This window comes from Glutamicibacter sp. NPDC087661, from assembly GCF_044743275.1.
GTDB lineage: Bacteria > Actinomycetota > Actinomycetes > Actinomycetales > Micrococcaceae > Glutamicibacter.
In genome coordinates this window covers 1,145,089-1,157,799 of sequence record NZ_JBIUWE010000001.1, presented here as the reverse complement: position 1 = coordinate 1,157,799, position 12,711 = coordinate 1,145,089, and the positions used below count along the sequence as shown (strand labels likewise).

Here is a 12,711-nt window from a genome sequence, read left to right as displayed (position 1 = left end):
TTTCATCACGTACTGCTTTGCGGCTCGGAGGCGGTGATCGCCGAAGGAGGCAGTGCGCCATGGACAACACGAACAGCAATGACATCGACCCGGCTCGCATTCTGCGTGGAATCGAATCGGATGCACAGCAAGCCCGCGAGGGCATGAGCCCGAACCAGCAACTGCTGTTCTCCATCTGGGGCGGTGCCTGGATCATTGCCTTCCTCGGGCTCTACTTGGCACTCGCGCCGCAGGGCTCGCCGCTGCTGCCGCCGGCGGTTGGCATCGGCACCGCAGTTGCCTCATTCCTCATCGCGATCGTGACTTCCGGCGTGCATTCGGCCAAGCGCGGTTCGGGGACCAAAGGTCCGTCGATGGCGCAAGGGGCGATCTACGGCAACACTTTCAGTCTGGGCATGATCATCACCGCCTTGCTCGGTTGGCGGCTGCATGCCGAGGGGCTGAGCTCAATGGGCATGGCGACTTTTGCCCTCACCGGCCTGTGCCTGGTGATCGGCGTGCTCGTGGTTGCCGGCTCGGTGCTCTTCAACGACCGGGCCCAGCTGGTCTTCGGGTCCTGGATCCTGGCTATTGCCCTGCTCTCACTGGCCGCGCCGGCACCGCATAACCTCTTGGCCGGTGCAGTTGGCGGGCTGGGATTCATCGTGCTGGGCCTGCTGCACGGCAGCAAGCCGGAACTGGTCTCAGGAGCCTTGATCCGGGGTGGGCATGCAGGAGCTTGACCCGCTGATCCACGCCCAGGCACGGCTGAGGACCGTCACGGTCCTGGACACCTTGCGGGCCGGGGACAGCATCTCGTTTCCCAAGCTGCAGGGCCTGCTGTCGATGACCTCGGGTAATCTGGCCACGCATTTGCGCAAGCTGGAAGACGGTGACTACGTGAAGGTGGACAAGATCCTGGAGGGGCGCAGCCCAGTGACCTACATTGCCTTGACCCGCGCTGGGCGAACCGCCTTCGAAGAGTACAAGGAACAGCTTCGCGCATTGCTGGATACGGTGTGATCGTCGGACGAACGTGCAAGGATACACGCAATTGCGCAGCCGGGGAGGAACCGGGAAAATCTGCCAGCTAATGCAGAGGCCCGGGACAGGTGAATCATCTGCGCGGCCCATTAGGCTGGAGAAGGTACGCTGTCGAATCAACTGCAGAAGGAGATTTTCCAATGGGCCTAGGCGATAAGATCCAGAATAAGGCGCAAGAAGTTTCGGGCAAGGCCAAGAAATCCGTAGGCGATGCGACCGGCAATGAACGCCTGCAGGCTGAAGGCGTTAAGGACCAAGCCGCTGCGAAAGCCAAACAGGCCGGCGAGTCAGTCAAGGATGCGGCCAAGGACGTACGCGACGGCCTGGACAAGTAGCAACAGGCACGCAGGAGCTTAAACGGCAAAGGTGCCCGCGAATTCCGCGGGCACCTTTGCCGTTTCTGCATGGAACGCACTCGGGGCTACTTGGCCTTGAGCCTCCACAATGAAGTGACTTCCTTCGAACGGGCCGCATGCAGCACGTCCTGGGCATCCTGTGCGCGGTGGTGCCTTGGCGCGGTGTCGATCTTGTCGATGACTTCCAGGCCTGCCGCCTCGATGGCCTCCAGCAGCAGCGCGCGGGTACGCAAGCCCAGCAGCTCGGCGAGATCCGAGATGATCAGCCATCCTTCGCCGCTCTCGGTCAGGTGACCGGGCAATCCGCGCAGGAACTGCATCAGCATCTTGCTCTCGGGATCGTAGATGGCCGCATCCAGGGTGCTCGGCGCGCTGCCCGGAAGCCACGGGGGATTGCACACGACCAGCGGGGCCCGGCCCTCGGGGAACATGCTGGTCAGTTGCGCACGAGCGGCGCCGGAAATGCCCAAGCGCGCGAAGTTGTCGTTGGCGCAGTCCACCGCGCGCTGGTGAATGTCGGTTCCGATGACCTGCTTGACTCCGCGGCGGGCCAGCACTGCCGAGAGCACTCCGGTTCCGGTGCCGATGTCGAAAGCCAGCGAGAGGTCCTCCAGCGGAGCCACCGCCACCAGATCCACATATTCCTGGCGGGTGGGCATGAACGTCCCGTAGGCCGGGTGGATTTTCGCTCCCAGGGCCGGAACGTCCACACCCTTCAGGAACCACTGGTGGGCACTGAGCATGCCAGCTAGTTCCTGCAGGCTGGCCACAGCCCGGTGTCCAGCCAGGTCCGCGGCCTGCTCGTAGCCGAATGCCACCGCCGGACCGACGATCGGCGCCCGGGGCAAGTCCAGGACGGCCAGGCCGTCCTCGGCCTGGAAATCCAAGGGAACCAGGATCAGCGACAGCATCCGTGAACGCTGGGCCCGGGCCTGCCGGATGGCGTAGAACTTCTGCGCATCATCCAGGACCTTTTTCTTGGCCTTCGCGCTGCTGGCCTTGGCCGCGTTGGCGGCCGCCATGCGCCGGTCCATGGCGGCAAGCAGCTGCTTGGCGTTGTGGAAGTCGCCGGTCCACAGCATGGCCGTGCCGCGGGCCGCGTGGCGCATGGCCGCATCCGCGCTCAAGCGGTCATCGGCCACCACGATGTGTGCTGGTGCCCGGCGGGAATTGGCGGACAGCCAGATGGCTGTGGTGCTGGTTCCTTCGTGGTCCCAGGAAACGGTCACAGGGGCGGTGGCGGAATGGGAAGCGATGGGATAGCCCTGTCGATCAGCGTTGCTCAAGCGCATGGCAACCGCGCATGAGCTGTTCTGTTGCGAGGGGCTGGAGTTCCAATTCTACCGGTCCCGGCCAGGCTAGCTGGGCCGGTGCCTGGCGCCCAGCTGTTCGAGGATCCTTATCACTGGAATCGAGCTGTCCGTTTCGGCTGCCAGCTGCCGGGCAATTCGCCGGGCGCCATCGGCCAAGTCCTCATTGGCCAGGACTCCGGTAATTGAGGACGCGAGCCGCTGCGCAGTCAAGTGCTTGTAGGCAATGGGCTCGGCAGCCGCGCCGAGCCGGTGGATGCGCTGGGCCCAGAACGGCTGGTCGGTGAAGACCGGAACCGGAACTGCGGGGACGCCTGCCCGCAGGCCAGCGGCCGTGGTGCCGGCCCCTGCATGGTGCACGACGGCCGCCATCTGCGGAAACAGCCAGTGGTGGGGTACCGCGCCGATGCCCAGGATGCCGGGTTCGTCGATTTCCGGTTCCCCTTGCACGATAGTCCGTCTTCCGGTGCGCCGGGCAACATCCGTGATGAAGTCCGGTTCCAGCGCCTGCGTGCTGCCGAAGCCAATGAAGACTGGCGCCGGCCCCTCGTCGATGAAGTCGAGCAGCCTCTGCGGCGGTGTCCATGCCGGATCGGCTGGCGGCCACCAGTACCCGCAATTGACGATCCCCTCATGCCAATCAGCGGACCGTGGAACGATAACTGAACTGAAGCCGTGGAGAATGGGGCTCCGGTGCTGGCGGCGAAGGCGTTCGGAGGCGGCACGGCTGCGTGCGGGCAATCCCAGGGATTCGCGTACCCGCTTTGCTGGGAGGTCGTAGGGCGCCTTGGAAGCGGCGAAGAGCTGGCCGAGCAGCTTGTTGCCCAGTGGCCCGAAGCTGCGCGATGCACCCAAAGCCATGGGCGAGTACGCTGCACTGGGTTCAATGGGTTGCAGGTGCGCGCCGATCGCGGGGATGCCCATGGCCTCGGCCACGTCGTAGGCATAGGGTGCTACCGCATTGGTCATGATGATATCGGCACCTCGCTCGGCTGCGGCCATCGTTCCGGTAGCTGCCAGTTCGAAATAGTCCCGGAGCTCCCGGAGGTACCGGCGCAGATCCTTGGGGCTGGCCTTAGCGCCCGGAGCTGCCGGCTTGACCAAGGCAACCATGTCGCCGGGGAGCTCTCGGAATCGGCAGCCTGCGGAAACCGCAAGGTCCTTGTATGCCGGGTTTGCCGCAATGGATACATCGAAACCATGGAGCGCCAGCTTCTGGCCGAGGCCGGCCATCGGCGCGACATCGCCTCGTGTTCCCGGTGCGATCATCAGCAAGCGCATGGTTCCTCCTGTAGAGTTAAATGCGAACAGTGTTCGCGGTTAACTATACAGCCAGAGCACGGCGCGTGACGCGCCCTGCGGGAAAGGACGGGCGATGACCGGCAACCAGCCTCGCACCGGGCCCAGGCCCCGGCACTCCCGGGCCAAGATCGCCCAGGCGGCGATCGCGCTGGCCGATGAAGAAGGCATGGGAGCGGTATCCATCAGAGCCGTAGCTGCAAAGATCGGAGCAGGAGCCGCCTCCCTGTACCGTTACGTTGAGTCCCATGAGGAGCTCACCGGCCTCATGGTTGAGCAGATCAGCGCCGAATATGAACTGGAATCGCTGGCCGGTTCGGCTGCCCAGCAGCTGCTCGGCCTGGCCACCCAGGGCCTGCAGATCATGCGCAGGCATCCCTGGGTGCCCTCGCTGGCCATGGGCAAGGCGTCCATGGGGCCGAACGCCTTGGCCTACCTGGAACGTGGATTAGCGGCCCTGGAAGGCAGCGGGCTGGAGGCAGGGGCCAAGCTGCATTGCCTGGCGATGCTCAACGCCATCACCGCAGCATTCGCGCTCAATGAGCAAAGCCAGCAGCGGCCCGAAGACCCGGCGGCGCTGTTCGCCCAGCTGGAAACAGGCCGCTACCCCCACCTGTCGGCCGCGCTGGGCCAAGCGGCAAGGCCCGTGGACCAGCAAGAGGCCTTCGTGAACGCGATCATGCACTATCTGCGTGGTGCCGGTGTTATTCCCAACTAGCCAGAGGCCATTCTTTGACATCTTCTAGGTGGTGCGGGAGCAATATGGAAACATGAATCCATAGCATCATCGCCTAGAACCAGGAGCTGAAATGCCCGCGCCCAGCGAAGCAAGCATGAAAGAAATCCACGAGCTCATCGCCGTGGACACCACTAGCCGCGACAGCAACCTTGCGCTGATCGGGAATGTCGTGAAGAAGCTGGACGCCTATGGCATCAGCTCCCAGCTGATCCACAACGAACAGGGCACCAAGGCCAACCTGCTGGCCACCATCCCCGCCGCCGATGGAACCCGCACCGGCGGCATTGTGCTTTCCGGGCACACCGACGTGGTGCCAGTGGACGGGCAGAAATGGAGCAGCGATCCATTCGACGCCCAGGTGCGCGCAGACAAGCTCTATGGCCGCGGCACCTGCGACATGAAGGGCTTCCTCGGGGTGATCCTGGCCAAGCTGGACCAGTTCACCGGCGCAGAACTTGCCGAACCAATCCATCTGGCGCTGTCCTATGACGAAGAAGTCGGCTGCGTCGGCGCGGTGTCGCTGGTGCAGAGAATTGTTGACGAGAAGCTGGCGCCTCGCGGATGCTTCGTGGGGGAGCCATCGAGCATGCGGGCGATCCGCGGCCACAAGTCGATGAACGTTTTCCGCGCCGAATTCAACGGCGTCGCAGCGCACTCCTCGCTGCCTTCCGAGGGGGTCAACGCAATTTCCTATGCGCTGCGCTTCGCGAATTTCGTCGAGGAGGTTTCGGCCGAGCTGCGCAACCATGGCCCGCGCGATGAAGCATTCATCGAACCGACCACCACCATGAACGTGAACAAGTTCGACGGCGGCATCGCGGTGAACACCATTCCCTCGCAGGCGGTGGTGTTCTTCGAGTACCGCTCGCTCGCGGTGGTGGACCGCGAGGCGCTGACCGCGCGCTTGCGCGCAGAAGCGGCCAAGCTGGAAGCCCAGATGCGCGAGCAGAACCCGAGCTGCTCCGTGGAGTTCTCCCAGCAGGCGGGCGCTCCGGGACTGGATACCGCTGCGGAGGAAGGGATCGTGTCCTTCGCGGCCGCCTGCGGCGCCATTGCCACCGATGAAAAGGTTACCTATGGCACGGAGGCCGGGCTGTTCGCCGCGGCCGGCATTCCCACCGTGGTGTGCGGTCCTGGCGATATCGCCCAAGCCCACGCTCCGGACGAATACATCGAGCTGGAGCAGATCGTGGCGTGCGAGAACTTCATCGATTCGCTGATTGCGCAGGTCAGCTCGTGAGCGCCGAGGTGAAGGCGACACCAGAGCAGATCGTCAAAGCCCGCAAGGCGGTCATCTCCAGTTCCATCGGCGCGGCGCTGGAATGGTTCGACATCATTGTCTATGCCACTTTCGCGACGACCATTGCCAAGGTGTTCTATCCGGAATCGGACGGCACGTTCGCGCTGATTCTCACCTTCGCCACCTTCGCAATTTCCTACCTGATCCGCCCCCTGGGCGGCATGGTGCTGGGCAGCTACGCCGACCGCAAGGGACGCAAGAACGCGCTGACCCTCACGCTGGGCCTGATGATGCTCGGTACGCTGATCATGGCTGTGGCACCGCCCTATGAGGTGGCGGGCGTAGCCGGTGCCTTGATCATCCTGCTCTCGCGCATGATCCAGGGCTTCTCTGCCGGTGGCGAATTCGGCACGGCCACTGCATTCCTGATCGAAACCGCACCGCACAAGAAGGCGTTCTACTCTTCGTGGCAGGTCGCCAGCCAAGGTGCATCCATGCTGCTGGCTTCTGCCTTCGGCTACTTCCTGACCACCGGCCTGAGCCAGGAAGCCCTGGAGAGCTGGGGCTGGCGCGTGCCGTTCTTCGTTGGCCTGCTAATCGGGCCGGTAGGCCTGTACATCCGCGCCAAGCTGGATGAAACCGACGAGTTCGTTTCCGCCGCCAAGGAGAAATCGCCACTGGGCACGCTGTTCACCCAGCACTACGGCCGCCTGCTGGCGGCAGCGGCAACCATTGGCGTGGCCACGATTTCGGTGTACATGATCCTGTACATGCCGACCTTCGCCGTCACGAACCTGAAGATCCCTGCCGACGCGGCTTTCCTGGGCGGCATCTCGGCGGGCATCATCACATTGTGCGGCGTCCCGCTGGTGGGCCATCTGGCTGACCGCATTGGCCCGGCCCGGGTGATGACCTACGCAGCGGTCGCGGCGTTCGTGCTGGCCTACCCGCTGTTCAAGCTGATGACCTCGAACCCGAGCGTGATCGTGATGGTGATCGTGATCGCGGTTCTCGGCGTGATCATGTCCTTCTACTTCGGTCCGCTGCCGGCGTTGCTCTCCAACCTCTTCCCGGCTGCCATCCGGGGTTCGGGCCTGTCGGTGGCCTACAACGTGGGCGTGACCCTTTTGGGCGGAATTGCCCCGCTGGTACTGACGTGGCTGCTGGACCTGACCGGGTCGCTGGATGCACCAAGCCTGTACTACATGGCAATTGCCGTGATTTCGCTGATCGGCCTCGTGGTCGTGCGAAAGCGCTACGGCCAGCGCTAATCCAGCCTGGGATTCAGCCAATGATCGCCGCAAGCTTCCTCGTGGAACTTGCGGCGATCGCTTTTTCCAGCGGGTTCGCGCGCTTACAGGGCCACCAGAAGCACAGCCGTCCAGTGGCACAGGAAGGCCATGACGGTGCAGGCATGGAAGAGCTCGTGGAATCCGAAAACGCTCGGCAGCGGATTTGGCCGCTTCGTGGCGTAGAAAACCGCACCGATCGTGTAGGCCAAGCCGCCAGCGAGAATCAGGATCATCACCGCGGGGTTCGCGGCCCAGAACGCTGGCAACTGCATCAATGCGCCCCACCCGAGCAGGATGTAGAGGCTGACTCCAACCCAGCGGGGTGCCGCGGGCCAGAATGACTTGATGGCAATGCCGGCCAGTGCACCGGCCCAGATGACGGACAGCACGATGATCGCCTGCGGACCGGGCAAGGTCAATGCTGCTACCGGAGTGTAGGTGCCGGCAATGAGCAGGAAGATGTTCGCATGGTCGGCCCGGCGGAAGAGCCCCATGACCTTGTCGGTCCAGTTGCCACGATGGTAAAGCGCCGAGGTGCCAAAGAGCAGGATCGAGCAGAGCGCGAAGACCGCGGTGGTCCATTCCGCCAAGCGTCCGTTGGCCAGTACGACCAGCACCAGGCTCATGATGATAATGCCCGGGGTGGACCAGGCATGGATCAGCCCGCGCCAGCGAGTACGCTCGGTGCCGATGTGCGCGAAGGTTCGCCCGGCTCGGCCTTTGCCTGCAGATGGTAGCGGTGCGGTAGCCATGGGTCTCCTTAACGTCGTGCGCGGGCACTGGGCCCATCATCGAACTATACGATAATCGGCTGTCAGCGTGCTGTGGGGTCATCGCGATTAATCCCGATTAGGATTCGAATATGGCAGATGACCAAGAAATTACCGACCACCTGAAGACTATTGCTCAACTCAATGAGCCCGGAGAAGTGCTGGCCAATGATTCACCGTTCATCTCCGTGCGCAACCCTGACTGGTTCGAAGAAGTGGCCCCGGGCTCGTGGAAGGCGATCGGGGAACGCGACCAGTTGCATCGGCGGTTGATCGACCAGGAACTGCGGGCAGCGGGCGGCGCCCAAGCGCAGCGCCAAGCTGTTGTGCTTGCCGGAGCTCCGGGAGCCGGCAAGAGCAGCCTGCTGCGCGAACTGCTTGGCGGTCATGAAGATGACTATGTGGTGATCGATGCCGATGAATTCAAGGCGAATCTGATGCGCGAAGCGCAAGAAGACGGAACTTACGAAGGATTCTTCAAGCCTCGGGAAGTCAAAGAGCGCGAGCAGCGCGGTGAGCAGTTCTTCCCGATGGACATGGCGAGCCTGGTGCATGAGGAATCTTCCATGCTCAGCGAGAACCTGCGTGCCGCATGCTTCGAGCAAGGGCTGAATGTCGTCATTGACAAGGTCCTTGCGTCCGAGGATTCAGCGCAGAAGCTGGCAGCTCAGCTGCAGGAGGCCGGATACGAGATTCAGATCGTGGAGGCGTACGCGCCGCAAGATGTCTCGGAAGAACGGATCGTTGAACGCTGGGAAAAGCAGCAGGAAGCTTCCCTGGATGGCGACGACAACCTTGGTGCACGCTGGGTTCCCGAAGGATTTACCGATATGGTCTTCGACGCCCCGGGCCAGCGGTCCCGGCCTGCTGCCGTGGCCCAGATGTTCGCACGCAACTGCCCAGCGGTACTGAGCTTCAAGGTATTCCATACCGCACTTGGGGAAGCCTCGGACACGGAGGGGAGCCTTCTGCTTTTCGAATTGCGCAGGGAAGCCGTGGGCTCTGAGCTGCTGCGGGTGAAGTAGCCAAGACAAGAGAAAAACCCGCCGAGCAGCAGTTGGTACTGCTGCTCGGCGGGAATTCAAGATCCGCAGGACAATGGTCCCTCGGGAGGTGACTTAGGCCCGTCGTTTGGTGATGAAGCCCCAAATGACCAAGACGATCAGGGCGCCGCCGATGGCAAGAAGCCAACTTGAGATCGAGAAGAACTCATCCACGCCCTCACCGAAGATAGCACTTCCGATCCAGCCTCCGAGTAGGGCGCCAACGACGCCGAGAATCAGGGTAGCGATCCAGCCGCCACCTTGCTTGCCGGGCAGAATGGCCTTTGCGATCGCTCCGGCAATCAAGCCCAAAACTATCCATCCAATGAATCCCATGATTCGCTCCAATGGTCAGACTGTGCAGTGGTCGGGTTCGATCCACTTAAAAACCGAGAGTACATGGCATTGAGCTGGGGTTCTACAACGACCTCGAAGAAATTCAGCATTTTCAAAGGCTGGGTTCAAGCCATGCTTGAACCTCGGGCCAATTGATCCGGGAATTCCCCATCTGGCCACATGTTTTACAGAATCTTCCTGGTGAACCAGGTGCAACCTGTTGACAGCGTCCGCTGCCGCTCCTACTCTAGTTAAATCATACTTTATGACTTTGGCTACAACATAAGTCATATATTAGGTTCACGTACGACGGAGTAAATGGATGAGTGAACAGGTCCCGCCCCTTGTTGTAATGGGTGTCTCGGGCAGCGGCAAGACCACCATCGGAAAGATGCTGGCTGATCAGCTGCATCATGAATTCATTGATGGCGACAACCTGCACCCCAAGGCCAACAAGGAAAAAATGGCCGGCGGACAGTCTCTGGATGACGCTGACCGCGAGCCGTGGCTGCAGCTGATCGGCGCCAAACTGGCCGAAAGCAATCGGCACCAAGCGCCGCCGGTTATTGCCTGTTCTGCACTCAAGCGAAGCTACCGGGATCTCATCCTCAGCTTGGAGCCAGCAACGATCTTCATCCACCTCACCGGTGTCCCGACGCTGATACGGGACCGGATGAACGCGCGTTCGCATGAGTACATGCCCACCAGCCTGCTTGACAGCCAGCTGGCCACGCTTGAGGCTCCCGATGCGGACGAGCCGGTGCTCAGCGCCGATATTGCCGATAGCCCCGAGGACATCGTTCGACAGCTGATCGCCAAACTGTCCTAGTGCAGTGCGCCGACAGCAATCCACAGACCACCTATGGCATAAGCCTCCCATTGATCAAGGATGACAATGACAACTGAGCTTGAACTGAACTGGACGTTAAGTACGCCCGGGCTCCTGACGCTAGCGGTCGCGGCGGTAGCGCTGCTGCTGGTGCTGATTATCCGCTTCCGCGTCCACGCGTTCCTCGCACTGGTGCTCACCAGCTTGCTGACCGCGGTCGCTTCCGGCATCCCGGCTGAATCGGTCATCACGACGCTGACCGGCGGCTTCGGATCCACCTTGGCCAGTGTGGCCCTGCTGGTCGGCCTTGGCGCAATGCTCGGACGCATGCTGGAAACCAGTGGCGGCGCCGATGTGATGACCAACTGGCTGATCTCCAAGTTCGGCGAGAAGCGCGCGCCGCTGGCACTGTCAGTTGCCTCGCTGCTCTTCGGCTTCCCGATCTTCTTCGATGCCGGGCTGGTAGTCATGCTGCCGATCATCTTCACCGTGGCCCGCCGCTTGGGCGGCTCGCTGCTGCTCTACGCCATCCCATCGGCCACCGCATTCTCGGTGATGCACGTCTTCGTTCCGCCGCACCCGGGCCCTGTGGCCGCCTCCGGCCTGCTGGAAGCCAACGTCGGGCTCGTGCTGGTGCTCGGCCTGGTCGTCGCGATTCCAACGTGGTTCGTTGCAGGCCATCTCTTTGGAAAGTTCGTTGGCAAGAAGTTCAACATCCCGGTACCGAATATCCTGGATGCGGCACTGGGCAACGGTGCAACGAAGGACGAGTTCAAGTCCTCTCCTTCCGTGGGCACGGTGTTCAGCTTGCTGCTGCTCCCGCTGTTGCTGATCTTCATGAACACCGGACTGAACATGCTCGGTTCCGCCGGCATCGTGGACCCGGAAGCCTCCTGGGTGCGCTGGCTTCGCCTGCTGGGTGAAACTCCGGTGGCCCTGCTCATCACCGTGCTGCTGGGCATTTTCCTGCTGGGCTTCCGCAAGGGCAAGGACAAGACCCTTACCGAGACCATCGTGGACTCCGCGCTGGGCCCGGTCTGCTCGATCATCCTGATCACCGGCGCTGGTGGCATGTTCGGCGGAGTGCTGCGTGCCAGCGGCATCGGCAACGCCATTGCCACCTCGCTTGAATCGGTGGGCATGCCGCTGATCGTCGCCGGCTTCCTGATCGCGGCCATCGTCCGACTGGCCCAGGGCTCGGCAACAGTGGCGCTGACCACTGCGGCGGCCATCGTCCAGCCGGCGGTGCTGGCGGATGCCTCGCTGACCGCATTCCAGGTCGCCGCCATGGTGCTCGCGCTGGCAGCAGGCTCGGTCTTCGCCGGCCACGTCAACGACTCGGGCTTCTGGCTGATCTCGCGCTTCCTGGACATCGATGTGCCAACCACCTTGAAGGTCTGGACCGTTGGCCAGGCGCTGGTATCGGTGGTCGGCTTCGCCTGCGTCATGGTGCTCTACGGCCTGGCGACCGCGCTGGCCTAAAAAGGGGCAGCGAGCAGGACAAAAAATCCGCCGGGGCAGCGATGCAGTCGCTGTCCCGGCGGATTCGCTTTTAAGAAGGGAATGCCGGGTTACTGGGCGCTCTTGGCCGGGTCCACGAACAAGCGCGGCGCGCCGTCCCAGAGGCTGCAGATCTCGTTGTGCGTCCGGCGCATGATGCTTTCCATGTTCTTCCGCGCGCTGGCGGAGTCCGAATTGGAGATGGCATCGGCGACCGACTGGTGCCAGAGCAACGCTTCCTCGTGCGGGCGTTCAGGCATCAGGCCCAATTCGGTGCGGCCGCGCAAAATCGCTCCGATCGGGGTGGAGAGGTTCGCGAACATCTCATTGCCGGAGGCGGCCAGCACCACAGCGTGGAATCGGATATCCAGTTCCAGGAAACGTCGCAAATCGCCTTGGCGCCCGTAATGGTTCATCTGCGCCGAGAGCATCATCAGCTCCTTGCGCATCGCTTCGGGGGCGAACTCGGCCGCCAGTTCCGCGGCCATCGGCTCTACGGAAATGCGCAGCTCGGTCAGCGAGCGCAGCTGTGCGCCCTTCTGGTCGCTGGCCAGCCGCCAACGGATGACATGATCGTCGTAGGGGTTCCAGCGTTCGGCCCCCAGCACGCGGATGCCCACGCGCTTGGTGCTGGTGACTAGGCCGCATTGGGCCAGAACGCGGATGGCTTCACGGATCACCGAACGCGAGACCTGGAGCTTCTGCTCGAGGTCGGCGGCGAGGATAATGGAGCCGCGCGGAATTTGCCCGCTGATAATGCGAGAGCCGAGGTGCTCAACCACATGAGCGTGCAGACTAGTTGCCATGGGCTCAGTTTAGCCAATGACTTGCGCCAAATCGGACTATGGCGAGTCGATCGGCGAAATAAATATGCTTTAATTTACGCGATCCTCTGTAAAACACGGGCGTCGCCCTTGTAGGATGGAAAGGTCACGTGGCCGTGAACAGGGATCGTGACTCATCCGGTCTCTGCT

The 12,711-nt window shown here is 62.5% G+C and carries 14 protein-coding genes; 9 read left to right on the top strand and 5 right to left on the bottom strand.

Annotated features, from left to right (window positions below; translation table 11 throughout):
* Window positions 1–59: 59 nt before the first annotated feature.
* The 3 genes from ACIOTN_RS05515 to ACIOTN_RS05505 all read left to right on the top strand — a co-directional run bounded on the left by ACIOTN_RS05515 (window position 60) and on the right by ACIOTN_RS05505 (window position 1,358).
* Window positions 60–722: a hypothetical protein gene (locus tag ACIOTN_RS05515; RefSeq protein ID WP_332489097.1), complete on the top strand. Its 663-nt coding sequence runs from the start codon at window positions 60–62 to the stop codon at window positions 720–722.
* Complete coding sequence (locus tag ACIOTN_RS05510; protein ID WP_402734985.1) at window positions 709–1,002, top strand: transcriptional regulator; 294 nt, start codon at window positions 709–711, stop codon at window positions 1,000–1,002. Before ACIOTN_RS05515 ends, ACIOTN_RS05510 begins: the two co-directional genes overlap by 14 nt.
* Before the next feature lie 161 nt (window positions 1,003–1,163).
* Window positions 1,164–1,358 (top strand): CsbD family protein, encoded by a 195-nt coding sequence (locus tag ACIOTN_RS05505; protein ID WP_105657755.1) that lies wholly within the window; start codon window positions 1,164–1,166, stop codon window positions 1,356–1,358.
* An 86-nt stretch (window positions 1,359–1,444) separates the two neighbouring features.
* On the opposite strand, the gene ACIOTN_RS05500 is transcribed toward ACIOTN_RS05505, so the two are convergent.
* Together ACIOTN_RS05500 and ACIOTN_RS05495 are read right to left on the bottom strand one after the other, a co-directional pair.
* Window positions 1,445–2,671 carry a methyltransferase gene (locus ACIOTN_RS05500; RefSeq protein WP_402734875.1) on the bottom strand — a complete coding sequence of 409 codons (1,227 nt, stop codon included), beginning with the start codon at window positions 2,669–2,671 and terminating at the stop codon, window positions 1,445–1,447.
* Between the two features lie 66 nt (window positions 2,672–2,737).
* Window positions 2,738–3,970, bottom strand: a complete 1,233-nt coding sequence (locus tag ACIOTN_RS05495) for a glycosyltransferase (RefSeq protein WP_402734874.1) — start codon at window positions 3,968–3,970, stop codon at window positions 2,738–2,740.
* 94 nt (window positions 3,971–4,064) lie between these two features.
* Between ACIOTN_RS05495 and ACIOTN_RS05490 the strand changes: the two genes are divergently transcribed.
* The 3 genes from ACIOTN_RS05490 (at window position 4,065) to ACIOTN_RS05480 (ending at window position 7,238) form a co-directional block, all read left to right on the top strand.
* The gene (locus ACIOTN_RS05490; protein ID WP_133833425.1) at window positions 4,065–4,706 is read left to right on the top strand and encodes a TetR/AcrR family transcriptional regulator; all 642 of its coding nucleotides are present in this window, start codon (window positions 4,065–4,067) and stop codon (window positions 4,704–4,706) included.
* Between the two features lie 115 nt (window positions 4,707–4,821).
* Entirely contained in the window at window positions 4,822–5,967 is a 1,146-nt protein-coding gene (gene argE, locus ACIOTN_RS05485) for an acetylornithine deacetylase (RefSeq protein WP_402734873.1), read from the top strand.
* A complete protein-coding gene (locus ACIOTN_RS05480) occupies window positions 5,964–7,238 on the top strand; it encodes an MFS transporter (RefSeq protein WP_105657759.1) in 1,275 nt (424 codons plus the stop codon). Before argE ends, ACIOTN_RS05480 begins: the two co-directional genes overlap by 4 nt.
* An 83-nt stretch (window positions 7,239–7,321) precedes the next feature.
* Here ACIOTN_RS05480 and ACIOTN_RS05475 read toward each other — a convergent pair whose 3' ends face one another.
* The gene (locus tag ACIOTN_RS05475) at window positions 7,322–8,011 is read right to left on the bottom strand and encodes a hemolysin III family protein (RefSeq protein WP_181148987.1); all 690 of its coding nucleotides are present in this window, start codon (window positions 8,009–8,011) and stop codon (window positions 7,322–7,324) included.
* Between the two features lie 110 nt (window positions 8,012–8,121).
* Between ACIOTN_RS05475 and ACIOTN_RS05470 the strand changes: the two genes are divergently transcribed.
* Window positions 8,122–9,054 carry a zeta toxin family protein gene (locus ACIOTN_RS05470; RefSeq protein ID WP_105657760.1) on the top strand — a complete coding sequence of 311 codons (933 nt, stop codon included), beginning with the start codon at window positions 8,122–8,124 and terminating at the stop codon, window positions 9,052–9,054.
* A gap of 93 nt (window positions 9,055–9,147) precedes the next feature.
* On the opposite strand, the gene ACIOTN_RS05465 is transcribed toward ACIOTN_RS05470, so the two are convergent.
* Window positions 9,148–9,408 carry a GlsB/YeaQ/YmgE family stress response membrane protein gene (locus tag ACIOTN_RS05465; RefSeq protein ID WP_105657761.1) on the bottom strand — a complete coding sequence of 87 codons (261 nt, stop codon included), beginning with the start codon at window positions 9,406–9,408 and terminating at the stop codon, window positions 9,148–9,150.
* Between the two features lie 322 nt (window positions 9,409–9,730).
* Between ACIOTN_RS05465 and ACIOTN_RS05460 the strand changes: the two genes are divergently transcribed.
* The gene (locus tag ACIOTN_RS05460) at window positions 9,731–10,237 is read left to right on the top strand and encodes a gluconokinase (protein ID WP_402734872.1); all 507 of its coding nucleotides are present in this window, start codon (window positions 9,731–9,733) and stop codon (window positions 10,235–10,237) included.
* Between the two features lie 66 nt (window positions 10,238–10,303).
* On the top strand, window positions 10,304–11,719 hold the full coding sequence (locus ACIOTN_RS05455; RefSeq protein ID WP_105661222.1) for a GntP family permease: 1,416 nt from the start codon (window positions 10,304–10,306) through the stop codon (window positions 11,717–11,719).
* Between the two features lie 89 nt (window positions 11,720–11,808).
* Here the strand turns inward: ACIOTN_RS05455 and ACIOTN_RS05450 are convergent, their stop codons facing one another.
* A complete protein-coding gene (locus tag ACIOTN_RS05450) occupies window positions 11,809–12,543 on the bottom strand; it encodes a FadR/GntR family transcriptional regulator (RefSeq protein WP_105657764.1) in 735 nt (244 codons plus the stop codon).
* Window positions 12,544–12,711: the final 168 nt, after the last annotated feature.

Coding starts and splice junctions, on each gene's coding strand:
- ACIOTN_RS05460 (WP_402734872.1), top strand. CDS start 9,731: ATGAGTGAACAGGTCCCGCCCCTTGTTGTAATGGGTGTCTCGGGCAGC.
- ACIOTN_RS05510 (WP_402734985.1), top strand. CDS start 709: ATGCAGGAGCTTGACCCGCTGATCCACGCCCAGGCACGGCTGAGGACC.
- ACIOTN_RS05505 (WP_105657755.1), top strand. CDS start 1,164: ATGGGCCTAGGCGATAAGATCCAGAATAAGGCGCAAGAAGTTTCGGGC.
- ACIOTN_RS05515 (WP_332489097.1), top strand. CDS start 60: ATGGACAACACGAACAGCAATGACATCGACCCGGCTCGCATTCTGCGT.
- ACIOTN_RS05500 (WP_402734875.1), bottom strand. CDS start 2,671: ATGCGCTTGAGCAACGCTGATCGACAGGGCTATCCCATCGCTTCCCAT.
- ACIOTN_RS05490 (WP_133833425.1), top strand. CDS start 4,065: ATGACCGGCAACCAGCCTCGCACCGGGCCCAGGCCCCGGCACTCCCGG.
- ACIOTN_RS05475 (WP_181148987.1), bottom strand. CDS start 8,011: ATGGCTACCGCACCGCTACCATCTGCAGGCAAAGGCCGAGCCGGGCGA.
- argE (WP_402734873.1), top strand. CDS start 4,822: ATGAAAGAAATCCACGAGCTCATCGCCGTGGACACCACTAGCCGCGAC.
- ACIOTN_RS05495 (WP_402734874.1), bottom strand. CDS start 3,970: ATGCGCTTGCTGATGATCGCACCGGGAACACGAGGCGATGTCGCGCCG.
- ACIOTN_RS05470 (WP_105657760.1), top strand. CDS start 8,122: ATGGCAGATGACCAAGAAATTACCGACCACCTGAAGACTATTGCTCAA.
- ACIOTN_RS05465 (WP_105657761.1), bottom strand. CDS start 9,408: ATGGGATTCATTGGATGGATAGTTTTGGGCTTGATTGCCGGAGCGATC.
- ACIOTN_RS05455 (WP_105661222.1), top strand. CDS start 10,304: ATGACAACTGAGCTTGAACTGAACTGGACGTTAAGTACGCCCGGGCTC.
- ACIOTN_RS05450 (WP_105657764.1), bottom strand. CDS start 12,543: ATGGCAACTAGTCTGCACGCTCATGTGGTTGAGCACCTCGGCTCTCGC.